Source organism: Peribacillus butanolivorans, from assembly GCF_001273755.1.
Classification (GTDB): Bacteria; Bacillota; Bacilli; order Bacillales; family DSM-1321; genus Peribacillus; species Peribacillus butanolivorans.
Genome location: NZ_LGYA01000001.1, coordinates 183,314 through 206,285, shown reverse-complemented (window position 1 = coordinate 206,285; position 22,972 = coordinate 183,314). Strand labels below are relative to the sequence as shown.

The 22,972-nt window shown below is 39.2% G+C and carries 24 protein-coding genes and 1 pseudogene; 13 read left to right on the top strand and 12 right to left on the bottom strand.

Going from position 1 to position 22,972, the window contains the following annotated elements:
• Nucleotides 1-43: 43 nt before the first annotated feature.
• Together AKG34_RS00965 and AKG34_RS00960 are read right to left on the bottom strand one after the other, a co-directional pair.
• Complete coding sequence (locus AKG34_RS00965; protein WP_053344374.1) at nt 44-1,612, bottom strand: fumarate hydratase; 1,569 nt, start codon at nt 1,610-1,612, stop codon at nt 44-46.
• A gap of 315 nt (nt 1,613-1,927) precedes the next feature.
• Nucleotides 1,928-2,116 carry an SE1561 family protein gene (locus AKG34_RS00960; RefSeq protein ID WP_053344373.1) on the bottom strand — a complete coding sequence of 63 codons (189 nt, stop codon included), beginning with the start codon at nt 2,114-2,116 and terminating at the stop codon, nt 1,928-1,930.
• A 155-nt stretch (nt 2,117-2,271) separates the two neighbouring features.
• On the opposite strand from AKG34_RS00960, the gene yfkAB reads away from it, so the two are divergent.
• Nucleotides 2,272-3,393: a radical SAM/CxCxxxxC motif protein YfkAB gene (gene yfkAB / locus AKG34_RS00955; RefSeq protein ID WP_407946269.1), complete on the top strand. Its 1,122-nt coding sequence runs from the start codon at nt 2,272-2,274 to the stop codon at nt 3,391-3,393.
• A 44-nt stretch (nt 3,394-3,437) separates the two neighbouring features.
• Here the strand turns inward: yfkAB and AKG34_RS00950 are convergent, their stop codons facing one another.
• Entirely contained in the window at nt 3,438-4,253 is an 816-nt protein-coding gene (locus tag AKG34_RS00950) for a YfkD famly protein (protein WP_053344371.1), read from the bottom strand.
• 471 nt (nt 4,254-4,724) lie between these two features.
• Nucleotides 4,725-5,792 carry a calcium/proton exchanger gene (cax, locus tag AKG34_RS00945; protein WP_053347939.1) on the bottom strand — a complete coding sequence of 356 codons (1,068 nt, stop codon included), beginning with the start codon at nt 5,790-5,792 and terminating at the stop codon, nt 4,725-4,727.
• 190 nt (nt 5,793-5,982) lie between these two features.
• On the opposite strand from cax, the gene AKG34_RS00940 reads away from it, so the two are divergent.
• On the top strand, nt 5,983-7,149 hold the full coding sequence (locus tag AKG34_RS00940) for an MFS transporter (RefSeq protein ID WP_053344370.1): 1,167 nt from the start codon (nt 5,983-5,985) through the stop codon (nt 7,147-7,149).
• A 335-nt stretch (nt 7,150-7,484) separates the two neighbouring features.
• Nucleotides 7,485-9,404, top strand: coding sequence for a heavy metal translocating P-type ATPase (locus AKG34_RS00935; RefSeq protein ID WP_053344369.1), 1,920 nt, complete (start codon nt 7,485-7,487; stop codon nt 9,402-9,404).
• A gap of 226 nt (nt 9,405-9,630) precedes the next feature.
• Here AKG34_RS00935 and AKG34_RS00930 read toward each other — a convergent pair whose 3' ends face one another.
• Together AKG34_RS00930 and AKG34_RS00925 are read right to left on the bottom strand one after the other, a co-directional pair.
• On the bottom strand, nt 9,631-10,470 hold the full coding sequence (locus tag AKG34_RS00930; RefSeq protein ID WP_053344368.1) for a YihY/virulence factor BrkB family protein: 840 nt from the start codon (nt 10,468-10,470) through the stop codon (nt 9,631-9,633).
• A gap of 16 nt (nt 10,471-10,486) precedes the next feature.
• The gene (locus AKG34_RS00925) at nt 10,487-10,888 is read right to left on the bottom strand and encodes a YtxH domain-containing protein (protein WP_053344367.1); all 402 of its coding nucleotides are present in this window, start codon (nt 10,886-10,888) and stop codon (nt 10,487-10,489) included.
• A 230-nt stretch (nt 10,889-11,118) separates the two neighbouring features.
• On the opposite strand from AKG34_RS00925, the gene AKG34_RS00920 reads away from it, so the two are divergent.
• From AKG34_RS00920 to AKG34_RS00905, 4 genes are all read left to right on the top strand, one after another.
• Complete coding sequence (locus tag AKG34_RS00920) at nt 11,119-11,343, top strand: DUF1128 domain-containing protein (protein ID WP_053344366.1); 225 nt, start codon at nt 11,119-11,121, stop codon at nt 11,341-11,343.
• Nucleotides 11,344-11,446: 103 nt separating this feature from the next.
• A complete protein-coding gene (locus AKG34_RS00915; protein WP_053344365.1) occupies nt 11,447-12,712 on the top strand; it encodes a molybdopterin molybdotransferase MoeA in 1,266 nt (421 codons plus the stop codon).
• Nucleotides 12,700-13,215 carry a molybdopterin-guanine dinucleotide biosynthesis protein B gene (gene mobB / locus AKG34_RS00910; protein WP_161804892.1) on the top strand — a complete coding sequence of 172 codons (516 nt, stop codon included), beginning with the start codon at nt 12,700-12,702 and terminating at the stop codon, nt 13,213-13,215. The genes AKG34_RS00915 and mobB overlap by 13 nt, the downstream gene beginning before the upstream one ends.
• Before the next feature lie 12 nt (nt 13,216-13,227).
• A complete protein-coding gene (locus AKG34_RS00905) occupies nt 13,228-13,470 on the top strand; it encodes a DUF2164 domain-containing protein (RefSeq protein WP_053344364.1) in 243 nt (80 codons plus the stop codon).
• A 68-nt stretch (nt 13,471-13,538) separates the two neighbouring features.
• Here AKG34_RS00905 and map read toward each other — a convergent pair whose 3' ends face one another.
• The 6 genes and pseudogenes from map to AKG34_RS00875 form a co-directional block, all read right to left on the bottom strand.
• A complete protein-coding gene (gene map, locus AKG34_RS00900; RefSeq protein WP_053344363.1) occupies nt 13,539-14,285 on the bottom strand; it encodes a type I methionyl aminopeptidase in 747 nt (248 codons plus the stop codon).
• A 108-nt stretch (nt 14,286-14,393) separates the two neighbouring features.
• Nucleotides 14,394-14,809: pseudogene (locus AKG34_RS00895) on the bottom strand (DJ-1/PfpI/YhbO family deglycase/protease); the annotation flags it as partial.
• Nucleotides 14,778-15,080: a late competence development ComFB family protein gene (locus AKG34_RS00890; RefSeq protein WP_053344362.1), complete on the bottom strand. Its 303-nt coding sequence runs from the start codon at nt 15,078-15,080 to the stop codon at nt 14,778-14,780. The gene AKG34_RS00890 and the pseudogene AKG34_RS00895, both read right to left, overlap by 32 nt.
• 46 nt (nt 15,081-15,126) lie before the next feature.
• Nucleotides 15,127-15,882 (bottom strand): flagellar motor protein MotB, encoded by a 756-nt coding sequence (gene motB / locus AKG34_RS00885; RefSeq protein WP_053344361.1) that lies wholly within the window; start codon nt 15,880-15,882, stop codon nt 15,127-15,129.
• Nucleotides 15,875-16,666, bottom strand: a complete 792-nt coding sequence (gene motA, locus AKG34_RS00880; protein ID WP_053344360.1) for a flagellar motor stator protein MotA — start codon at nt 16,664-16,666, stop codon at nt 15,875-15,877. Before motA ends, motB begins: the two co-directional genes overlap by 8 nt.
• 374 nt (nt 16,667-17,040) lie before the next feature.
• Nucleotides 17,041-18,138: an AbrB family transcriptional regulator gene (locus AKG34_RS00875; RefSeq protein WP_053344359.1), complete on the bottom strand. Its 1,098-nt coding sequence runs from the start codon at nt 18,136-18,138 to the stop codon at nt 17,041-17,043.
• A 104-nt stretch (nt 18,139-18,242) separates the two neighbouring features.
• Between AKG34_RS00875 and AKG34_RS00870 the strand changes: the two genes are divergently transcribed.
• The 6 genes from AKG34_RS00870 (at nt 18,243) to AKG34_RS00845 (ending at nt 22,916) form a co-directional block, all read left to right on the top strand.
• Nucleotides 18,243-18,578, top strand: a complete 336-nt coding sequence (locus tag AKG34_RS00870; protein WP_053344358.1) for an MFS transporter — start codon at nt 18,243-18,245, stop codon at nt 18,576-18,578.
• A gap of 77 nt (nt 18,579-18,655) precedes the next feature.
• Entirely contained in the window at nt 18,656-19,663 is a 1,008-nt protein-coding gene (mreBH, locus tag AKG34_RS00865; RefSeq protein WP_053344357.1) for a rod-share determining protein MreBH, read from the top strand.
• Nucleotides 19,664-19,988: 325 nt separating this feature from the next.
• Nucleotides 19,989-20,552: a tyrosine-type recombinase/integrase gene (locus tag AKG34_RS00860; RefSeq protein WP_053344356.1), complete on the top strand. Its 564-nt coding sequence runs from the start codon at nt 19,989-19,991 to the stop codon at nt 20,550-20,552.
• 52 nt (nt 20,553-20,604) lie between these two features.
• Nucleotides 20,605-21,102 carry a cation:proton antiporter regulatory subunit gene (locus AKG34_RS00855; RefSeq protein WP_053344355.1) on the top strand — a complete coding sequence of 166 codons (498 nt, stop codon included), beginning with the start codon at nt 20,605-20,607 and terminating at the stop codon, nt 21,100-21,102.
• 6 nt (nt 21,103-21,108) lie between these two features.
• Nucleotides 21,109-22,335, top strand: a complete 1,227-nt coding sequence (locus AKG34_RS00850; protein ID WP_053344354.1) for a cation:proton antiporter — start codon at nt 21,109-21,111, stop codon at nt 22,333-22,335.
• A gap of 128 nt (nt 22,336-22,463) precedes the next feature.
• Nucleotides 22,464-22,916 carry a hypothetical protein gene (locus tag AKG34_RS00845; protein WP_053344353.1) on the top strand — a complete coding sequence of 151 codons (453 nt, stop codon included), beginning with the start codon at nt 22,464-22,466 and terminating at the stop codon, nt 22,914-22,916.
• The last annotated feature ends 56 nt before the right edge of the window (nt 22,917-22,972 follow it).

The window sequence follows — 22,972 nt, the reverse complement described above, 5'->3', positions numbered from 1 at the left end:
AAAAGACGCTCAACCGAATTGGTGAGCGTCTTTTGCATACATCTTATTTAAATACAGGTTCTTTGAATTGTGACAGTTTTTCTAATGAAGATTGCTGTACGTCTTTATGCAGGCTGTTTCCATGTGAATCCATGGTAACAACTGCGGTAAATCCTTCAACGTTCAAGTGCCACATTGCTTCAGGAATACCAAATTCAGTGAAGTTCACACCTTCGACTGATTTAATGCAGTCTGCATAATATTGAGCTGCGCCGCCGATCGCGTTTAAATAAACACCACCGTGTTCACTTAGTGCTTCTAGTGTTTTTGGACCCATTCCGCCTTTACCAATAACAGCGCGAATGCCAAATCTTTTCATGATATCGCCTTGGTATGGTTCTTCACGTATACTAGTTGTCGGACCTGCAGCTTTCACGTGCCATTTACCTTCTTCGTCCTTAAGCATAACCGGCCCACAATGATAGATAATCTGTCCATCAAGGTCAATTGGTGCAGGGTTTTCAGACAAGTGCTTGTGTATCGCGTCACGGCCAGTATACATTCTTCCGTTAATCCGGACTACGTCACCAACTTTCAGCTCACGGATTTGTTCTTCCGTAATTGGTGCCTGAAGGATGATTTCACGCGGTGCTTCAACTTCCGCTTCTATTGCTGCGGCTACTTCTTCTTTCGCTGCTTTTTCTGCTTCTAGAGCAAAGTCAATTTTCTCGCCATCTTGATATAGCCATTCATTGATTTCTCCTGTTTCTGGGCTCACTTTCACACCTAAGCGACGGAAAGCCCAACAGTTGTAAGCAACCGATACGAAAAAGCTTGCCGGAATACGGTGCATGACACCAATTTTACAGCCAAGCAGTGTTGTTTCTCCGCCAAAGCCCATCGTGCCGATTCCCAATTCATTAGCCGTCTCCATAATATACTCTTCTAGTTTACGAAGATCCTCATTCGGATTCACATCTTCGTTGCTGCGGAAAAGTTGAGCCTTAGCCAAATCATATCCGGATGAACGGTCTCCCCCGATACCAACGCCGATGAACCCTGCGCTACAGCCTTGTCCTTGCGCTTGGTATACGGAATGAAGAACACATTTACGGATTCCGTCTAAATCACGGCCGGCTTTACCTAATCCTTCAATCTCCATCGGAAGACTGTATTGAATATTTTTATTTTCACAGCCGCCGCCTTTTAATATAAGACGCACATCAATGTAATCTTTTTCCCATTGATCGAATTTCATGACAGGAAGACCTTCCCCAAGGTTATCCCCGCTGTTTTCACCTGACAAAGAGTCAACTGCGTTTGGACGAAGCTTTCCGCCTTTTGTTGCTAAAATGATTGCATTTCGAATTGCTTCTTTTATTTCAAGTTGGTTCACACCAACTGGAGTTTTAATTTTAAATGTCGGCAGACCTGTATCCTGACAAATCGGTGATACATTGTCGTCAGCCATTGTAATATTATTCGTGATTGTTGTTAGGCTCAACGCTGAACGCGTACCTGCATTTTCACGTTGTTTCGCACTTTTGACCGCACGACGAACATCCTTTGGAAGATTCGTTGAAGTTTCAACGATAAGACTGTACATACTTTCTTGGAATTTTTGAATATCCAAATTTCTCTTCCCCCTCTTATTTCCCCTAGATTTAATCATTCACCGCTTCTCTATATAAGAGCAAATGATACAACACCCGTTTTATTATACATCTAACATAATCTTTCGAAAACAAGTAATTAGTTTTCTTAATGAAAATCAGTGTGAAGAGAAATAATCATGGCGCTAAGAATAGCATAAAGCAAAAAAATTACCGATAATTACCTAATTTTAAATAACCATTTTTCTTCCTTACATATAAAAAGGGATGACGAGTAAATAGCGTCATCCCTTTATGAATATTAATTATAAAAAAATCATACTATCGTACAGATATTATCCTTCTTTGCGCGTTTTAAATTGTTCTACTTTAACTTCCAAATCATCAAGCATGCCGATTAAGCGATCAATATCTTCTAATTCTGTATTTTCTGGTTCAATATGGTCAAGAACCTCCATGAACATCGTGAGGCGTTCTTTTAAGTATGTTAATTGTTCGTTTTTACCTGTAATGGTTTTTCCCATGAGGCACTCTCCTTCCGTTCTTCTTCCATCGTAACGAAATCCTCTTGAAAGTGCAATGGCAAGCTAAAATGAAGCTCTCCGCCATTTGACAATTTTTGTGCCCATTGTTCATAATGGGTTAGTGCATTATTACGTAAGGAGTTTTAAACATGTCTATAATCAAGCAAGATCTTTTAACACCAATCACACCCAAGTATGATCCTTGGGAAGCATATATGGACGTTGAACAATACGGAAAGCTCAGTCTTACCAATGTCGAATTCACAACCACTACCCTTTGCAATATGCGTTGCGAACATTGTGCTGTCGGTTACACACTTCAGCCAAAAGACCCGGATGCTCTTCCTTTAGAATTAATAATTCAGCGCCTCGATGAGATACCATTGCTTCGCTCGCTAAGTATAACTGGCGGTGAACCAATGCTTTCTAAAAAACAAGTGAAAAATTATGTTTTACCTTTATTAAAATATGCTCGTAACCGTGGAGTTCGTACCCAAATCAATTCTAACTTGACCCTTGACTTGGAACGGTATGAGGAAATCATACCCTATTTGGATGTTCTTCATATTTCCCATAACTGGGGAACGATCGATGAATTCATCGATATCGGTTTTGCCATGATGGACCGCAAACCTTCGCGCGAGCAACGAAAAAAATTATTTGATAAAATGATTGAAAATTCCCGTGCCCTGACAAAAGCAGGTGTACTAGTTTCTGCAGAAACGATGCTTAATAAACGCACCTTGCCGCATCTTGAGCATATCCACAGACAGATTGTCGTTGAAATGGGATGTCAGCGCCATGAAATACATCCGATGTACCCAAGTGATTTCGCCTCAGCACTTGAAACGTTATCATTGGAGAACATGCGCGAGGCGATTCATCATCTACTTAATATTCGGGATGAAAATGTATGGATGCTTTTCGGAACGCTCCCATTCTATCCATGTAACAACAGCAAAGAAGATTTAGAGCTGCTTCAGCGGCTTTACAGTGCTAAAAAAGTGACAGTTCGGAATGACCCTGATGGACGCTCTCGTTTGAATGTCAATATTTTTACCGGAGAAGTCATTGTTACCGATTTTGGGGATGCACCTACTTTGGGAAATATCATTGATCAGCCGTTAACCGAATCCTATGAAACATGGATGAATTCGAAGCTGGCCAATGAATTAAACTGCCACTGTTCGTCGGTTAAATGTCTCGGTCCGAATGTTCTTGTCAAAAATGCATATTACCCTAAAGAAGACTTCAGCGTAAGAAAGTCTAATATATGAGAAAAAAACTCGCCAATCAGGCGAGTTTTTTTACTTCACCTTCCTTACCGTGGTTGTTGCGAAACAGTAAAGCTGAAGGAAACATGGTCCTGAACTGGTATCCAAGCGCCTATGCCTTGAGAGGTAATATTTTTAATCGTAATCGAGCGTTTATTTCCTTTAAGGTTCAAATATACTTCTCCATAGGTGACCTTACCTTTTTCATTGACGGCAGAAGCATAGCTAGATAAATAACCAATCCGATTTGAAGCAACATTGTATACTTCATCTTTTTTCGTACCAGCTCCAACAATCGTTTCAAAAGCGAGTGGCAAATGGGTCTTTTCCGTAGCTTTTAATAGCATCATCTTTTTAACATCCTCGGCCTTAGGAATTTTCGCTGTTAGTCCACCACTCACTGCCTTTTGGTTTTCTTGGACATAACGGATTCTGTATGGAACATCACCGCCGCGATTATCATAGTAATTCATATTGATCTTTTGATATTCCCAATTTGGGGCCGTCTCGGAAGACTCGTAATTCAACGCCCAATGGCCAAGGTAAATGGTCGCCCTGTAACCAAAAGCAAGCGGTGCCTTTGCAATTGCTGATTCATTCAACATATGAATGAGTTCTGGATTTTCAATCTTAATATCCGATGAATCAATCAACTGTTTAGCAAACTCACTCGGCTGCAGCATTGGAAGATCCTGAGTCGAGTTTGGATACGTATTCTCCTTCGCAATATTTAATACGGAAGGTGGGATATTCACCTTGTTCGGAGTTGTTTTATCTCCGGCTGATATAGGGGCTGCAAAACTTACATTCGCCTGAATAAAGGCAGTTAGGGCAAACACTGTAATAAGAATAAGTCGTCTCATGCTGTAGCACTCCTTTAAAAGGTTCAATCATTTTGTTTATAGATTTTGTTTTTACTCAACATTCTATACATTTCAATAACATGTTGATTTTGTAATAAATTTGTAAAGTTCAGAATATTTACTTTTTTATATAAATCGGTTATACTTAACTTACATTATAAAAAGGAGGCGAAATCGTTCATACCTAATAAACGTTCAGGAGGTATGCTTATCGATCTAAGACACCCTTTTCAAGGATGACAGAAAAACGAATTCGCCACTTACTTAAATTTGATGTAAAAGGATGGTGTAACACTCTAGAATTATTTCTCAACTTTAACAGAAGCATGATGAAAAATTTTGGATTAATTTATGAATGGTAATTTATTAATATAGAAATGACTCTGCTAAAATAACCTGGGCAGAGTCATTTTTATTTGTATCCGCATTTCTCATAAGAAAAGACCTCCCGATGTGGAAGGCCTGACACTCTTATAATAAGTAAAATCCAATCCCCATAATAAAGTAAGCAGCCAACAGGGTAAGCCCTTCAAACCAGTTCGTTTCCCCGTCATTCGAAATCATAATCATCAGAAAGACAGCCGTAACCATAGAAATCAACTCAGGCAATGTGAAAACAAGCGGCATATGTGTTGGATACATTAATGATATCAACACTAGGACAGGAGCAACGAACATCGCTACTTGCAGCGTAGAACCGACTGCAATCTCAACAGCGACATCCATTTTATTTTTATATGCCATAATAACGGCTGATGCATGTTCAGCCGCGTTACCTACGATGGCAACGATAATGACCCCGATAAATAACTCTGTCCACCCGAACGTCTCCCCGACTTCACTGAAAGTATGAACAAGTTTTTCCGATACGTAAGCAACAGCCAATGTAGCAACAGCTAGGATAGTAATGGCCTTTTTCTTGCTCCATTCCGGTATTTCCTCTTCATGTTCCTCATGGGCTTCTCTTTTTTCCGCATGCTGATAAACCCCGCGATGAGTAACTAATTTAAAGAATAATGCCGCTAAGTATAATAAGATTAAAATAATGGAAATTCCGACACTTAACGACATAGTACTTGATTCGCTCATGTTTTGAGTGAACACTTCCGGTATCACGAAAGCAACAATAACGGCGAAGATTAGCAGACCAGCGTTATGCCTTGCATCGAACACATTAAATTTCTGCCGTTTGTACCTCGTCCCCCCAATAAAAAAGGAAAGTCCTGCCACCAACAATAAGTTTCCTAATACCGATCCAGTTAAGGAGGCTAATACGACGCCCACTAGCCCTGCCTTTAATGAAAAAATGGAAATAATCAGTTCCACTGCATTACCAAAGGTTGCGTTCAACAGTCCACCAATCCTTGGGCCCATCACAATCGCTAGACTTTCCGTTGCCCGGCCCATAAAACCTGCGAGCGCTATAATTGTTAAACAATACACAATAAACATGATTACACTCGGCCAATGCATCAAAGAACCTATAACTGATAAAGGGACACCTAAGAGGACGAGCCCCAAAAATATTTTATCCACGATATTTCTCCTCACAATCCTATATGCAATTTAATATGTAACAAAAATTATCATACATAATTTTCCCGAAATGAAAAAGGGGATTTTTAACGATATTCTCTTCTTGTCAACATTTACCCAAATTTCTATTGCTTAACCCTCTCCCCTGGATGTAACATCAACAAGGTATACATATCTTAGGAGACGAAAACTTATGAATCAAAAGCTGCTTATTAGTGTTCTAATTTGTATGGTCGGCATATCTGGATTTTCTCAAGGAATGCTTCTGCCAATTATCGCAATCATTTTCGAAAATGACGGAATTAGCTCTTCCTTAAATGGATTTCATGCTGCGTCACTTTATATTGGGATTCTTTTAATTTCTCCTTTTATGGAAGCACCTCTCCGCAAATATGGCTATAAGCCATTAATATTATTTGGCGGAATAACGGTAATTCTTTCACTTGCCTTATTTCCGGTCTGGAAATCATTCTGGTTTTGGTTTGCTCTGCGTTTTTTCATCGGAATCGGTGATCATACCCTTCACTTTGCTACCCAGACATGGATTACCGCTATTTCCCCTTCAGCAAAGCGCGGAAGGAATATCGCTATTTATGGACTATTTTTCAGTCTTGGTTTCATGGTTGGTCCGCTAATGACGAAGCTTCTGGAGATTAATCAGTCTTTGCCATTCATCATTACATCCATACTAAGCCTACTTACGTGGATGACTGTATTCCTGATTAAAAACGAGCTTCCTGAACAGGATGAGTCAGAAAGCACATCATTCTTCGGTACACTCAAACGGTTTACGAAAGTGAGTCACATTGCTTGGGTCGCCTTTTTACTTCCATTCACCTTTGGCGTGCTTGAATCCTCATTGAATAGCAACTTTCCAGTATTCGCGTTGCGCTCTGGAATTGATTTAACCGCAGTATCGCTTATCATTCCAGCATTTTCAGGTGGTACTTTGCTTTCACAGATTCCGCTTGGAATGCTCAGTGACCGATTTGGCCGACGAAAAATCTTGCTGATCATTCTTTTTTCAGGCTTTACCGTATTTACTCTAGCTGGGATTGTTTCATATTCCGTAATCGGTCTGTTCATTTGCTTCCTGCTTGGCGGGATGATGGTGGGTTCGACTTTCTCTTTAGGAATCAGTTATATGGCAGACCTTTTGCCCCGCAACCTATTACCTGCAGGAAATCTGTTATGCAGCATCTTCTACAGTCTCGGCAGCATTGGTGGTCCGTTTTTCGGTGGTTTAGTCATAGAATACTTACAAGGAGGTAATTTTTTCTATTTAATTAGTATAATGCTTCTTCTTGTCTTTATTTCACTGGTGCTATTTAAGGAAAAAATGCCTGCTCCAAACTTGTAGTATAGTTTATTATCTGAACTACTCCATTTATTATTCAATTTGTATTGTATTTATCATATAGTGGTCAAATGATATAAATTATGGTTCTTTATATTTTTTCCTATATTAGAATCATTCTTCTTTATTTTTGAATAGGATATGTGTTAATATAAGATTAATAAAAAGAACACCACGTTAATAAACCTTTTAAATCGTTGCTGTCATCGCAATTTTGGTGACAGCTTTCATATTTTATTCAGAGAAATGACGTTGATTATCTTTCTCAATTATATATTATACAAATGATAATCTATATCATTTACACAAAAATAGAAAAGAATATGGGAGGGAATCTTATGACCACTGATACTAAACAATTAACACAACCGACTGCATGCGAAACCTCTTGGTTGGAAAAAGTAAAACCCCATCTAGAACTTATTGCCGCATTGTTTAGCGGTGTATTGATATTATTGGGCTGGGCGCTTTCTAAGAATGGACTTGAAACTCCTTCTATCGTTATATATTTAGCTTCCTTCCTAATCGGCGGTTATGCCAAAGCAAAAGAGGGAATTGAAGATACGTTTGCCGATAAGGAATTGAATGTAGAGATGCTAATGATTTTCGCGGCCATCGGTTCTGCGATTATCGGTTACTGGACGGAGGGCGCTATTTTAATTTTTATTTTTGCTTTAAGCGGGGCGCTTGAAACATACACAATGAATAAAAGTCATAAAGAAATTTCAGCACTTATGGATTTACAGCCGGAAGAAGCGCTGCGAATCACAAATGGATATGAAGAAACCGTATCCGTCTCCCTGCTACAAGTCGGGGACCTAATTTTGGTAAAACCAGGTGAAAGAATACCCTCTGATGGAAAAATCACGGACGGACGTACCAATATTGATGAAGCGGCGATCACTGGCGAATCTATTCCAGTTAGTAAGTCATTGGATGATGAAGTATTTGCGGGAACAGTGAATCTGCGTGGAACGATTACCGTAGAAATTACAAAACCAGCAAACGAAACATTATTTCAAAAAATAATTACTCTCGTTCAATCTGCACAAAGTGAAAAGTCTCCTTCTCAGCTGTTCATTGAACGTTTTGAAGGAACCTATGTAAAAATCGTATTAACCGTTGTCGCTTTGATGTTGTTCGTACCGCATTTTGTATTAGGATGGAGTTGGACCGAAACATTTTACCGGGCAATGATTTTGCTTGTTGTTGCTTCACCTTGTGCTCTCGTAGCTTCTATTATGCCAGCTACGCTATCTGCCATCTCTAATGGTGCTCGTCATGGAATTCTATTTAAAGGTGGTATCCACCTTGAGAATCTTGGTAACTTGAGGGCAATTGCCTTAGATAAAACCGGAACATTAACAAAAGGAAAACCAGAGGTAACGGATGTCATTATCCGTGAAGATTTAAACGAAGAAGATTTCCTATTCCATATTGCATCTGTTGAAAATTATTCGAACCATCCTTTGGCAACATCAATTGTGCGCTACGCTAAAACTAAATTAGCAAAAGACATCATTAAACCGGATAATATGGAAGATATCTCAGGTAATGGGGTTCAAGCATATTTCAGCGGAGTACTTTGGCAAGTAGGAAAAGCTGATTTCGTCGGAAGAAGTGAAGCCGAACAATTTCAAAACGGTATTGCACTAACACTAGCTGAACAAGGCAAGACGATAGTTTATGCAAGAGACAATCAAGGTATTGCCGGCATTCTTACATTGAAAGACGTGGTGCGTGAAGAAACGATTACTGCTATCGAAGCATTGAAAAATGAAGGCATTCATACCGTTATGCTAACAGGCGATGGTGAAAAGACCGCTAAAGCGATTGCGTCTGAGAGCCATATCGATGCATATATTGCTGAATGCTTACCTGAAACTAAGGTTACTGAAGTGAAAAAGTTGAAAGAACACTACGGTACTGTAGCAATGGTTGGAGATGGAATTAATGATGCACCTGCACTTGCAACTGCTTCTGTCGGGATTGCAATGGGCGAGGGCACAGATGTTGCGTTGGAAACAGCGGATGTTGTCCTAATGAAGAATGACCTACCGCGTATTGCCGAAGCAGTAAGGTTATCTAAGAAAATGAACCGAATCATCAAACAAAACGTCGTCTTCTCGATTTCTGTCATTATGGTTCTGATTGCATCTAACTTCCTTCAATTCCTCGACCTTCCATATGGCGTAATTGGCCATGAAGGAAGCACCATTCTAGTTATTCTGAACAGTTTAAGATTATTGAAAAACTAAACAAAAAAAGGGAGCCTATGAGGCCCCTTTTTTTGCGTGTTCATTCTACTTAGTGATAGCCGTTTTTCCCATTAGCAGAACCTGACGTTTTATGGTTCGAACCTTTTTTTCCTTTTTGCTTTTTGTTGCTTTTACCCATGAAAGAATTCCTCCCTACTACTAAGTCGTCATTTCTTGATTAGCATTAGCTACAGGACTTATAGCTATTACGGGAACTTTAGGAAGCTCATTCACATTTTGGCTGTTCTTTATTACTTATGAGGGCATTAATTTCCCCGCCTAGAATTATGATTAGCCCTGATAAGTAAAACCAGATCATTAACACGATTATCCCACCAAGGCTCCCATATGTTGCAGAATAATTTGCGAAGTACGCTACATAAAAAGAAAATAAAAAGGAAACGAGACTCCAGCCAGCCGTGGCAAAAATAGCACCCGGAATCACTGTCAGGCATTTCAACTTTTTGTTGGGCGCTATCAAATAGAGGATCGTAAACACGATAAATAATACAATTGTGCTAATCACCCAGCGCATATGATTCCAAATCGACAAAAACTCGTCAGATAGCCCAAATTCGGCAAATAAAAATATACCTATCTGCTTTCCGAATACAGGAAGCAACAAAGCGACAATAAAAACAAAAATCATTGCTAATGTGAGAATAATCGACATTCCCCGGGAAATAAAGTAAGTTCGACTTTCTTTTACACCATATGCGTGATTAAAGGCTTTAATAATTGCATTCATTCCATTAGATGCTGACCATATTGTTCCAATGACACCAAACGACAATAAGGTACTATTCCCTTCCATAACTTCTGTTAGATTTCCCTCAATGATTGCCATAGAACCATCTGGTGCATATGAACGGACTAAACGTAAAATATCTTCCTGTGAAAATGGCAGGTAGGCCAATAAAGTAAATAGGAAAATAAGTAACGGAAACAGGGAAAGTAAAAAGAAATAGGACAGCTGGGCGGCAAGTCCCGACACATCATCCACTTGTAACCGTTTTATGAAAGTTTTGAAGAATGACCCTTTCAACCATTCTTTTTTATCGGCCATACCTCCACCTCTTTATCTAATTTAAGGAAATACGCTCTTCTAAATCATGGTTTGAAGAAGATTCTTGCTGTCCTTCCGCAGAGAAGACCTCTTTTGTCTCCATCACAACATGCGCAACTTGCGATGGAATATCTTTCATCTCCTCTACTCTTTGGGAAATGAAGGATACATCATCGGAAATTTTTTCAACTGTGGCACGAACTTTTGAAGATGTTTCACGTACTTGAGTTAGGATTCCATTGGGATTTTTCACTAGTTCTTTCATATTATTCATACAACTTTTGCTGTTTGCCAATACGGAACTTCGCGTGTTTTTATCAAAAAGACTAACAGCAGCCCCAGCTAGAGCCCCTATTAAAACCGCCTGCATAAATTTACTTTTCTTTGCACACTTATATTCTTCACGAATGTTGCTCATATATTCTCCTCCTCGTCATATATTAGTTGATGGGTAATGGTGGTTATCTCCATTATACAGTGTTTAAAAAAGTTTTTTCCTATCTTTTCCCAAACATGCTCACATTAAAACGCGAGACAATCAAGTAAATCGGAGATAATGCGTCGTTTTCCTACTGAATATTCATTGACTTATAGGGGTAATCATGCAAAGATGAAAATAATTTAGAAACGTGTGAAAGGATGAGGGAAATGGATTTAACACAAAATACAGCCGAAAGTGTCGAGTTTATGGTAGAAGCAATCAAGGATAAACTAAAAGTAATGAACTTCGGAGCAATCAAATCCACCCATTTCGATATCGAAATGTATGAAGAACTTCATGATATTTATAAAATGGTGATGAAAAAAACAAACTTCAGTGTCCGTGAAATGGAAGCAATCGCTGAAGAACTTGGAAGACTCCGCAATAAATAACATCCAAATCCTCCCATAATGGTGAGGGTTTTTTATTTATTAAAGAATTCTGCTAAATTTGTTATAGTGAATATTATTGGACAATCAGACAGGAGTTGTAGGTATGGTAGAAAGAAGAACGCCCATTAGTCTCGCAGATGCAGTAGAAAAAGTGATGAAACATACATTAGAAGGACAGGTGGAATTAGTTGCTCTTGAGAAAAGTCATTATCGTTTTTTAGCTCAAGATATTATAGCTACAATTGATGTTCCACATTTCAACCGTTCACCGTACGATGGTTTTGCCCTCAGGTCTGAAGATACGGCTGAAGGTTCCCTTAATAATCCGCTCGAATTCGAAGTGATAGAAGAGTTGGCTGCAGGGATGGTTTCTACTCTTCCTGTGCAACAAAACCAGGTAGCAAGAATCATGACTGGAGCCCAAATGCCAGACGAATGTGATGCAGTTATTATGTTCGAGCTCACCAAGGAATTTGAAAAGGACGGGAAGAAATACATATCCTTTAAACGCTCACTTAACGCAGGCGAAAATGTGTCTTTCAAAGGAGAGGATGCAAAAAAAGGTGATATTCTTGTCAAAAAAGGCACAATGATTAATCCAGGCATCATCGGCTTGCTTGCTACATTCGGTTACTCTGAAGTTCCAGTTGCCAAAAAGCCTGTCGTCGGCTTATTTGCTACAGGGTCAGAACTTCTAGATGTCAGTGAACCATTGCAACCGGGAAAAATTCGCAACAGCAACTCTCATGCCATCTCCGCCCAAATTCAGAGAGCAGGAGGAGAAGTTCGTTTTTATGGAAAACTTAAGGATGAATTTGACTTAAGCTATGAGGCAATTTCCTCAGCCTTGGAGGAAGTTGACCTTCTCATTACAACGGGGGGCGTCTCCGTCGGTGATTTCGACCTTCTCCCTGATATTTACCGGAAAATAGGAGCCGATGTTTTATTCAATAAAGTAGCTATGCGCCCAGGCAGTGTTACAACAGTTGCTGTATTTAATAATAAATTTCTATTCGGCTTATCTGGTAATCCATCTGCCAGTTATGTCGGCTTTGAGTTATTTGCAAGACCGATTATTCGAACCATGCTGTTTTCTGAGCTGCCTCATTTACGAAAAGAAAAAGCGCAATTGGCTGAGGATTTCTTAAAGCCCAATCCCTTCTCACGGCTTTTGCGAACGCGTTTATTTTTCGAATCTGGCCAGCTGAAGGTTATCCCTAGTGGTGTAGATAAATCCAATATAACAACAAGCCTTGCAGGAGCAAATTCACTAACCGTATTACCTGGAGGCACTCGTGGATTCAAAACTGGCGATATCGTGGACGTCCTTCTTCTTGATGACCAAGAAGGATGCGTATGGCCTTGGTGAAACCTTTTATATTTCAAGTGGTCGGCTACCAAAATAGAGGAAAAACGACTTTCATTACGAATATAATTGAGAAGCTTCGCGCAGTAAACTTGGAAACAGCCGTATTAAAGCATCATGGGCATGGCGGAAAACCCGATCATACAAGTATAAAGGATTCCACCAAACACTTTCAGGCTGGGGCAGCTGCATCACTTGTTGAAGGAGACGGGACGATTGAATTACTTGGCAATTTTAGAAAAGGAACCTCTATAGCAGAGCTGATTCAATTGCTGGGTCTTTTTCATCCCGACGTGATTTTAATCGAAGGATACAAACAGGAAGACTTTCCTAAGATAATTCTAATCAAAGAGGAAAATGACCTTCTATTACTAAAACAGCTTAATAATATCAAAGCAGTTATTGCTTGGCCTGACTGTCTGGAGCAAACAATGAGCTATGCTTCAGTACCTGTCTTCCCTCTAAATTCGGATCATTTCATTTCATGGTTTTTAGAACAGATATAAAGGAGGTTTTTTATGTTTATTCAATTTCCCTTAGAAAAGCGACGCGTGATGATTGAACGCATTCAAGAGTATGTCTACCAGGAAAATGGTGAAAGAATTGGCGAAATTGCTGCTGAAAACCACTTACAATTCATTCTCGACAACATTGCTCCCTTTATATATAACGAGGGCATTAAAGATGCTAAAACAGTGATTGAGGACCGAATTGGGAACATCGAAGAAGATTTATATTCATTGGAACGGCCAATTAAATGAGATGAAAAAAACAGCATCAATTTTCGATGCTGTTTTTTTCGTTTTTAGGAGATAAGATAACCAAATCATTATTGTTCCGTTAAAATAATTGGACCGTTCTTTGTGATGGCAATCGTATGCTCATATTGAGCCGAGTATTTCCCATCTGCAGTAGAGGCGGTCCAACCATTCGCATCCCTGCTGGCTTTATATGTACCTACGTTCACCATCGGTTCAATTGTGAATACCATGCCCTCTTTTAGGCGTGGCCCTTTATTTGGCAATCCATAATGCGGAACTTGAGGCTCTTCATGAATAACATTTCCAATCCCGTGGCCGATAAAATCACGGACGACAGAGAAGCCTTCCGCTTCTACATATGATTGAATAGCATGACCAATGTCGCCAATACGATTGCCTTCTACAGATACTTCAATCGCCTTATATAAAGATTCCTTTGTCACATGCAGTAAGTGTTCCGTTTCCTTTGAAACCTTACCGACCGGGTACGTCCAGGCAGAGTCTGAAAGCGCGCCGTTATAATTAACGACCATATCAATTGTTACGATATCGCCATTTTTCAAAGGTGTCTTTCGAGGAAAACCATGACAGATTTCTTCGTTGATGCTTGCGCATGTCGCATATTCATACCCTTTGTAACCCTTTTGTTCCGGCTTCGCCCCATGTTTCTTTAAAAACCCTTCAACAAATTCTTCAATTTCCCATGTTGTCACACCGGGTACAATTATTTTTGCGATTTCCCTATGACAAGCTGCCAAAATTTTACCTGAGTCATGCATCGCTTGAATCTCACGTGCAGATTTTAATACGATCAATCGTTACACTTCCTTTTTTTTCGTCTCTCCTTTTATTTTACTGCAAAGATGGAAGTATATGAATCCTTTAAACCTTATTAAAGAAAAAATCCCGACGGCGTCGGGATTTTTTTTCAATAATCTAAGTGACTCTCGATTAAAGGCTTGGATATCTTCTGGTGTTCTGCTGGTGACAAGCTGATCGCCTCAAACAACGACCTCTTTGTCTAAATATGTAGCACCTGCATACTCAATATCTACCTTAATAGATTTATACCCTGTTGCATGACGTCCTTCAAGTGTTTTGGCAGAAATCAGCAACTGTGGTCCATGACAGATTGCAAATACAGTTTTTTTTCATCCATGAACGATTTTGCAAACGTTACGAAGCGTGCATCTGCACGTAGCTGGTCTGGGGAAAAACCTCCAGGAATGAACAAAGCATCAAAGTCCTCTGGTTTTACTGAGTCGATGCTTTCATCTATTGTGACTTCGACTTCACCTTGTTTGCCTTTAACAGTTTTCCCTTGTTCCATTCTGATTATGTTTGGGGAATTTACCTACCACATGTATGGCACTAATAAGTCTTTTGTTAATCCATTTTCGGTTTTCATCCGTATTCAAGTTTTCAAATATCCGCTTCCGCCCTTCTTCCGTTGTTACATAATAATTAGGCAGGGCATTCAAAGATAATGTGATAATGTCATTCTTACATTTGTTGCACGAACAAAACGTTTGATATTCCATTCCAGCCATTAAAATCTGCACCCAAGTCACAACAATCTCTTCCATCACATTTGTATATTCTCTTTCCATATATACTCCTTTAAAAAAGAAAAACCCGTCCATACCAGACAGGTTTTCACTCAATTATTGCCGTCCGCGGAACAATCAGTATTTCAACACGCCGGTTTTCCGCTCTTCCATTTTTTGTTTTATTAGAAGCAACTGGCTTAAATTCCCCATGACCTTTTGCGCTGAACATTTCGGGATCCAAGTCTTTATTTCCGAGGAGAAGTTTCATGAAATTAACCGCACGCATAACGCTTAAATCCCAGTTCGAATCATACCGGTAAGTCTGAATCGGTATATTATCGGTATGTCCGCTTATTATAATGTTTCTGGGTAAGTCCATAACTAGAAGATTTGAAATTTCCTTAGCCATTTTTCGATCTTCACTTCTAACCTCTGCCACGCCTGATTCGAACAGCACATTATCCCTAATTGATATCAGCATGCCTTCATCCGTGAGGTTCGTACCCAATTTATCTGTTAAACCATTCTTTTTAATATATGCATTTACACGTTCCTGAACCTCTGTAAGCTGTTTCTTTTCGCTTTTCCCTAACCTCTTAAGTTCTTCTGCCTCTGTACTTTGTTCCGGTGATGTTGGTTTATTGCTGGGAGAATCGCTGGGGAAATCCATAAATCCCGTCCCGCTCGTAAACACTTGATTAAACACATTAGATAATTGTTGGAATCGAACTCCATCAACCGAACTCGAAGCGAAAAGGACGATAAAAAGTGCAAGAAGCAAAGTTAAGATATCGGCATAAGGTACTAACCATGACTCATCAATATGCTCTTCATGCCGCTGTTTTTTTTTCCGCCTAGCCATCTTCTCTCACATCGCCTTCTAACCACTTTTTACGATCTTCAGCAGGCAAATAGGATGTTAGTTTTTGTTCTATCGTTCTTGGCGCTTCCCCTTCGATGATCGATAAAATTCCTTCTATCATCATTTCTTTTATCCGGACTTCTTGTTGCGATTTCCGCTTAAGCTTATTCGCAAATGGATGCCATAATACATACCCTGTGTAAATTCCCATCAAGGTTGCAACGAACGCTGCAGAAATGGCATGTCCTAATGCCTCGGTATCAGCCATGTTACCTAATGCAGCGATCAGCCCGATTACCGCACCCAATACTCCAAGTGTCGGTGCATATGTGCCAGCCTGACTAAAAATTGCAGCCCCGCTTTGATGACGTTCTTCCATTGCGTCTATTTCTTCTGCTAAAATATCACGAATATAATCGGCACTCTGACCCTCGACCGCAAGATTCAACCCATTTTTTAAAAAGGTATTGTCGACTTGATCCGAAATAATTTCTAAAGCCAATAAGCCTTCTTTTCTAGCAATGACCGCCCATTCAGAAAAGGTTTTAATTAGTTCTTCAGGCTTTGTTAATTGTTGTTCTAAGAATAAAACTTTTAATATTTTTGGCAATCTTTTTAATTCTGAAAAAGGGAAAGCCGTTACGACAGAAGCTATTGTCCCTACAATAATGATCAAGATAGCTGCCGGGTTAATCAGCGCTGTAATGCTTACGCCTTTCAATACCATTCCCACTAAAATAGCCACAATCCCTAGAACTACTCCCAAAACCGATGTTATATCCATAATACTCACCCATTCATTAAAAGTCTTATCTGCTCTTTATATCGGATGAAGTTTAAAAAAAATGAGTATTATTTTACTATTCCATTAGATAGAATTTAAAATTTCATTCTATTATCACAAAATCTACCTGCTTTACTCCTTATATAGGACTGATTCCATAGCATATTTCAGTTCAGACAAAGTTTCCGTCAAAAGGGAATTTCAAGCCGCTCTGTTCGTATATGCTGATTTTTTCCATACAAACCTTGTTATAAAAGGAATTTGACGATATCTTCTCTAATGTTCCAATGTGCCCTCCGCTCTATCTCATTCACCCTTTTCTTATTAATCTATTAAAATGAAAAATATTTAGACAAAAAAAAAGACGAAGCATGTCAGCCTCGTTCTTTTTTCTGGTACCATATATTTCTACCATCCAGCCATTTGATGATGGGTGAGAGTAAAAATAAAATGAATAAAATTCTGAATAAGTGGAAACTAGTGACCACAGATAAATCCACATGAACAGACATAGCTGTTACTGCCATTTCTGCCACACCGCCTGGTGCCATACTTAAAAACAATTCGTTAGCCGGTATAGATAGGATGGGAGCAAACTGAATCGAAAGATAATAACAAAATCCAATTAACAGGACATTACTAACGAATACTGCTCCGAACATCTTTCTGAAAAGTCGAGGATTGTCGACCTTCAATGTATACCCTAAATGCGTGCCAATCAGCAATTGTGAAAAGTTCAACCAAAAATCAGGAATTTGCGGTGCCCCAGGTCCTGCCAAATTAAATAGGGCTGCCGCCATGAGAGGCCCAAGTAAAAATGGCAGCGGGAAGTTTACCCTTTTTGTGATGAAAATGAATAATAGAAAGGTTACAATCATCAGAATGGCTAATTTCCCATCATAATCAAACATGAAAAAGGGCCGATCCGAAACACTTACTACCGCAACCGAATCAACTGTCATAACGTGAGTCACAAGCCAGGGAACAATGGATATAACAAGGATGACTCGAAGCGTCTGCATGAAGCCAACAATTGTTTCATCACTATCCTTCATTTCCTCACTTAGGACCACCATCTGAGACAGACCGCCAGGAAAACTGCCAAGCATGGACGTACTCAAAGATAAATTCATTCGCTTTCCAACAAACCAACCAGTTAATACCGTAAATAAAATGATAGCAACCGTCGTAAAAAGCATGATGGGCAAATATTCAATCATTTCATTTAACGATTGTTTCGTGAATGAACTTCCTAGTTGTAAACCAAGAATAACCAATCCAGTGCTTCTAAAGGGTTTAGACCATAACATGTACTTTCCTAATTTGATTTTAGCAATCATCACCACAAATAATGGTCCGAGCATCCACGGTAAATATATTCCAAGACGATTGAACACGAACCCACCTATGAAAGCTAGAAAAGCGGTGAAAATAACTCTAAAAATCTTACTGTCAACTAAATATGTTTTCATATTATTACCCTTCTTTATCTACCATAATTTCATCTTTCATCTTAACATAAAATAACCTGTTTCAAGTCTACTGCCCTCTCTTGTTTTCGCCTGGGGCATGAAGTATGATGGTGGGGAATATACCAGAAAGATGGTTATGGGGGTTATTTATCGCCATTGCTTTGTTTTCAATAGCTGACCTTTTGACAGCAGGCATTCAGCAGGGATTTGTATCCAAGCTCGCTCCGGCACATATGCGGGGGCAATATTTTGCTGCAGCAAGCTTGCGTTTTACAATTGGTAGAATGTTAGCACCATTGGCCATTCCCATGACAGGATGGATTGGTTACAATTGGACATTTGGCATTCTTAGTGCGCTGGCAATCGCAAGCGCCGTTTTATATTTCATCATGTTTTCCCTTTATGAAAAAGAACAGCGCAGCAATTCCACTATTTACTAGATTTCCCACCCCCACAAACTCACAGTTCAAGGTAGAATGATTATATAGGGGTCAAACTCTTATGGAGGGGTGACTAAATGTTATCAAATACAGAAATAGGCATTGACTTAGGAACTGCAAATACGCTAGTTTACAGTAAAAATAAAGGAATCGTATTTAATGAGCCATCTGTTGTGGCCATTGATATAGAGACTAGTAAGGTATTAGCAGTCGGTGTGGATGCAAAAAATATGATTGGAAAAACACCTGGAAATATTGTTGCGATCCGGCCACTAAAGGACGGGGTCATCGCGGATTTTGATGTTACCGCACAAATGCTACGGGAAATCATGAAAAAAGCAAGCAAGGCTTTAGGCTTATCAATTCGAAAGCCAAGTGTAGTAGTCTGTACACCATCAGGCTCAACATCTGTGGAAAGAAGAGCCATTCAGGATGCAGTCAAAAGCTGTGGAGCCAAGCAGGTTCACCTTATTGAGGAACCAGTAGCAGCAGCAATCGGAGCAGGTCTGCCTGTAGAAGAGCCAGTTGCTAATGTCATCGTTGATATCGGCGGTGGTACAACTGAGGTGGCAATTATTTCTTACGGCGGCGTTGTTTCTTGTAATTCCATCAGAATTGGCGGAGATCAATTGGATGAAGATATCTCCCAATTCGTAAGAAAAAAACATAATGTGTTAATCGGGGAACGGACAGCTGAACAAATAAAAATGGAAATCGGCTACGCCCTCGTTGAACATTCCGTTGTTACCATGGAAGTCAGAGGTCGCGACCTTGTAACTGGTCTTCCAAAACCGATTACGATATCATCCACTGACGTCCAGGAAGCAATCCAGGAATCGCTTCTTCATATTTTAGAAGCAATCAGAGCCACTTTGGAAGACTGTCCTCCTGAATTAAGTGGTGATATTGTTGATCAAGGTGTCATCTTATCTGGTGGAGGTGCACTCCTTAATGGAATACAAGATTGGCTAACGAATGAAATTGTAGTACCAGTCAAACTTGCTGATAACCCGCTTGAATCAGTTGCCATAGGAACTGGCCTTTCACTTGAGGTCATTCATAAATTACAAAAAGCAGTCTATTAAAAAAAGAAATTTAGAGAGGGAATTCCAACTTAGGGATTCCCTCTTTTTTTATGTTTTATGCTGCCAAACTACATTTTTTTTAGAAATGCCTTACATCCCCTCATTTTAGTAAGCTATAACACACTAAACTGATATATTTTTTCTTGTTTGGGTAGAGAATAAATAAAAGAAGGATTACTATTGGACACCACTTCTTTATTTTCTCTTTTAATGATATATGAGTTGCTTCTTTTGGGGGAATCTTTCTTATAGGACTTAATACATGCAATGTAACATAATTTGTGATATAATATAATTATGTTACATTGGCAAGAGGAGAAGATCTATGGAATATGTGGAAGCCTTTAAGGATATCAATCAAATCAGCAAAATAAAAACGTACTTACGAGCTCACTCCAGTCGGGATTATTTATTATTTGTACTCGGAATCAATACGGGTATGAAGATCAATGAAATGCTGGAAATCACTGTTTCCAACGTTCTCGATGAAACAGGAAAAATCAAAGAGTTTTATGAGCAACGAATGGAGAATGAAGAAGTCACTCAAATTTATTTGAACTTGAAAGTTCGTACCGCCTTACAAGAATACCTAAAAGGCTCGAAGGTTATCGAAGGTCAATTTTTATTTCTATCCCCTAAAACAAAAAAGCCGATTACGCGCCAACAAGCTCACCGAATCATTCATGATGCTGTGGAAGGTGCAGGTCTGACAGGTAAATTCGGAGCGAGTTCGATGCGCAAAACATTTGGCTATCATGCCTATAAACAAGGAGTGTCTCTTTCTTTGATACAAAAGCATTACCATCATTCAAGTCCATCAGAGACACTAAAATACATCGGCATTTCTAAGGAGAAGAAATTCAAAACGATTATTGACGTTAATTTATAAACATATTTCTATCTTCTAAAACTCTAACCAACTATCTTAAGGAGGAATTCCAGTGAAAATTAGAGAAAGCGAACTTCCTGGTATTGGCCAAAAATTTGAAATCATAACGAGAAATGATGAAAAGTTAGTGATTGTCATTCACGATGATGGCCGTCGAGAATTGTACCATTTTGATAATGAACATGAAGAAGTTATATCGAGCATCACCCTTAACGATCAGGAATCGCGACAAATGGCTTCCATCATAGGCGGTATGGTTTACAAACCACAAGCGCTTGAAACGATTGAGATGTCATTAGGCGACTTGGTTATTGAATGGTTCAAGGTGGAACCAGGTTCAAGAGCAATCAATCAAACAATAGGTTCGATTGATATTCGGAGCAATTACAACGTAACCGTTATTGCCCATTCGAAAAAGGGAAAAAAACAACTAAACAATCCTGGTCCAGACTCTATCATCGAAACAGGCGATACGCTAGTAATATCTGGTGAAAGAAAAGATATCCGTAACCTGACAAGAGAACTTTTGACCGACGAAAGGAGTGACTAAGCACATATGGACCATTTAGTCTTTGAAGTAGGAACTGCCCTGCTTCTAGTAGCATTAGCTGCTCTCATTGCAGGTAAATTTAAAATATCAAATGTTCCATTATTAATTATCATCGGCATGCTCGTTGGCCCCCATGCTCCAAACTTCGGATTGATTGATCTGCGCTTCATCGAAAGTGATGAAATCATAGCGTTCCTCGGAAGAATCGGGATATTGTTCCTTTTATTTTACTTAGGTCTTGAGTTTTCCGTTAAAAAGCTAATGAAGTCAGGGAAAAATATAGTAACAGGCGGAACGTATTACATTTTAATCAACGCTGGAATGGCCTTACTATATGGTTTCCTGCTCGGACTACCTTTAAGAGAAGTTCTAATATTAACAGGGATTATCAGCTTTTCATCAAGTGCCATTGTAGCAAAAGTCCTTGTCGATCTTAAAAGAACAGGTAATAACGAAACAGAGCTCATTCTTGGTATCATCATGTTTGAAGATATCTTCCTTGCTGTTTATTTATCAGTCGTATCTGGATTGGTATTAAGCGATTCTGGTTCCATTTGGGGAACGCTACTTTCTACCTTCATCGCCATCGGATATATGCTGATATTTTTCGTAATAGCTCGGAAAGCCTCTGGTTTACTCAACAAATTATTTAATATATCCTCTGATGAGTTATTTATTATTGTTGTGTTTGCCTTGCTATTCTTTGTCGCAGGTTTCTCAGAAACAATTCACGTTGCAGAAGCCATTGGTGCATTACTGCTTGGTCTAGTCTTTTCTGAAACGGAACACAGCGACAGGATAGAAAAACTTGTCATTCCCTTTAGAGACTTCTTTGGCGCCATATTCTTCTTCAGCTTTGGCTTGAGCATTGATCCAACTACCCTTGGTGGAGCTGTCTGGATGGTCCTTGGAGCCGTAATCATCACTATAATCGGTAACTTTGTCGCTGGTATGATAGCCGGACGAAAATCTGGTTTATCTCACAAAGCCTCAGCCAATATCGGTTTAACTATTGTTTCACGTGGTGAATTCTCCATTATTCTCGCCAACCTAGGTATTGCAGGTGGTTTAATGCCAATACTAACCCCGTTTGCGGCACTATATGTTTTGACCTTAGCGATTCTTGGACCAATCCTTACAAAAGAATCCAAACATATCTATAATATCCTCAATAAAATCTTCAAATGGACGCCGCCAAAGGTCCAAAAGGAACAACAAAAAGAAGAAGTGTAATAGAGGAAGGTCGGACAAAATGTTCGGCCTTTCTTTACACTTCTTCTTTAAAGCTCTGCAAATGTTAACCGCTGAAACTTTTTCCTTATTTTTCCGTATAATAGTAAAAAGACGGGGGGAAACATTTTATGAGCCATTCTTGGAAAAGAACAATTAGTTATTTATCCTACTTAATTCTATTATTAAGTGTATTATTATATGGTTTAAAGTACCAACATCATCTAGAAATAATTAGTCGCGAAACATATGAGATTAAGGGATATTTTTTGTTTCAATCTTTCTTCCCAATTTTCATCGGGGGCATATTCGCGATACCTAGTATCGTGAAAAACTTTTTAACAAAAGGTCACTGGAAAATGAATTGGCTAAGGTTACTTATCCTTGGATTACCGTTCATTTACATGTCCATTATTCCAATTTTGTATTTCACTGAAATAATTGAATTCGAATTACCTTTCTCCACATTGGTTTGGGGAGGATACTTCGGAGCAGATGGATCAACCACATTTAATTCAATTACAGGAATAATTGCGGGTTATATTGTTCTTACAAGTATAAGAAAACCAACAGATATACAATGAAAGACAACCTGAAGGGTTATCAAGACCTTTTTTAAAAAAGTACCTTTCATTTTCTT

What these genes read in the sequence shown, in the direction of transcription:
- AKG34_RS00960 (WP_053344373.1), bottom strand. Translation starts at nt 2,116, where the DNA reads ATGGGAAAAACCATTACAGGTAAAAACGAACAATTAACATACTTAAAA.
- AKG34_RS00950 (WP_053344371.1), bottom strand. Translation starts at nt 4,253, where the DNA reads ATGAGACGACTTATTCTTATTACAGTGTTTGCCCTAACTGCCTTTATT.
- AKG34_RS00940 (WP_053344370.1), top strand. Translation starts at nt 5,983, where the DNA reads ATGAATCAAAAGCTGCTTATTAGTGTTCTAATTTGTATGGTCGGCATA.
- AKG34_RS00935 (WP_053344369.1), top strand. Translation starts at nt 7,485, where the DNA reads ATGACCACTGATACTAAACAATTAACACAACCGACTGCATGCGAAACC.
- AKG34_RS00930 (WP_053344368.1), bottom strand. Translation starts at nt 10,470, where the DNA reads ATGGCCGATAAAAAAGAATGGTTGAAAGGGTCATTCTTCAAAACTTTC.
- AKG34_RS00925 (WP_053344367.1), bottom strand. Translation starts at nt 10,888, where the DNA reads ATGAGCAACATTCGTGAAGAATATAAGTGTGCAAAGAAAAGTAAATTT.
- AKG34_RS00920 (WP_053344366.1), top strand. Translation starts at nt 11,119, where the DNA reads ATGGATTTAACACAAAATACAGCCGAAAGTGTCGAGTTTATGGTAGAA.
- AKG34_RS00915 (WP_053344365.1), top strand. Translation starts at nt 11,447, where the DNA reads ATGGTAGAAAGAAGAACGCCCATTAGTCTCGCAGATGCAGTAGAAAAA.
- mobB (WP_161804892.1), top strand. Translation starts at nt 12,700, where the DNA reads ATGGCCTTGGTGAAACCTTTTATATTTCAAGTGGTCGGCTACCAAAAT.
- AKG34_RS00905 (WP_053344364.1), top strand. Translation starts at nt 13,228, where the DNA reads ATGTTTATTCAATTTCCCTTAGAAAAGCGACGCGTGATGATTGAACGC.
- AKG34_RS00890 (WP_053344362.1), bottom strand. Translation starts at nt 15,080, where the DNA reads ATGGAAAGAGAATATACAAATGTGATGGAAGAGATTGTTGTGACTTGG.
- motB (WP_053344361.1), bottom strand. Translation starts at nt 15,882, where the DNA reads ATGGCTAGGCGGAAAAAAAAACAGCGGCATGAAGAGCATATTGATGAG.
- motA (WP_053344360.1), bottom strand. Translation starts at nt 16,666, where the DNA reads ATGGATATAACATCGGTTTTGGGAGTAGTTCTAGGGATTGTGGCTATT.
- AKG34_RS00875 (WP_053344359.1), bottom strand. Translation starts at nt 18,138, where the DNA reads ATGAAAACATATTTAGTTGACAGTAAGATTTTTAGAGTTATTTTCACC.
- AKG34_RS00870 (WP_053344358.1), top strand. Translation starts at nt 18,243, where the DNA reads ATGATGGTGGGGAATATACCAGAAAGATGGTTATGGGGGTTATTTATC.
- mreBH (WP_053344357.1), top strand. Translation starts at nt 18,656, where the DNA reads ATGTTATCAAATACAGAAATAGGCATTGACTTAGGAACTGCAAATACG.
- AKG34_RS00860 (WP_053344356.1), top strand. Translation starts at nt 19,989, where the DNA reads ATGGAATATGTGGAAGCCTTTAAGGATATCAATCAAATCAGCAAAATA.
- AKG34_RS00850 (WP_053344354.1), top strand. Translation starts at nt 21,109, where the DNA reads ATGGACCATTTAGTCTTTGAAGTAGGAACTGCCCTGCTTCTAGTAGCA.
- AKG34_RS00845 (WP_053344353.1), top strand. Translation starts at nt 22,464, where the DNA reads ATGAGCCATTCTTGGAAAAGAACAATTAGTTATTTATCCTACTTAATT.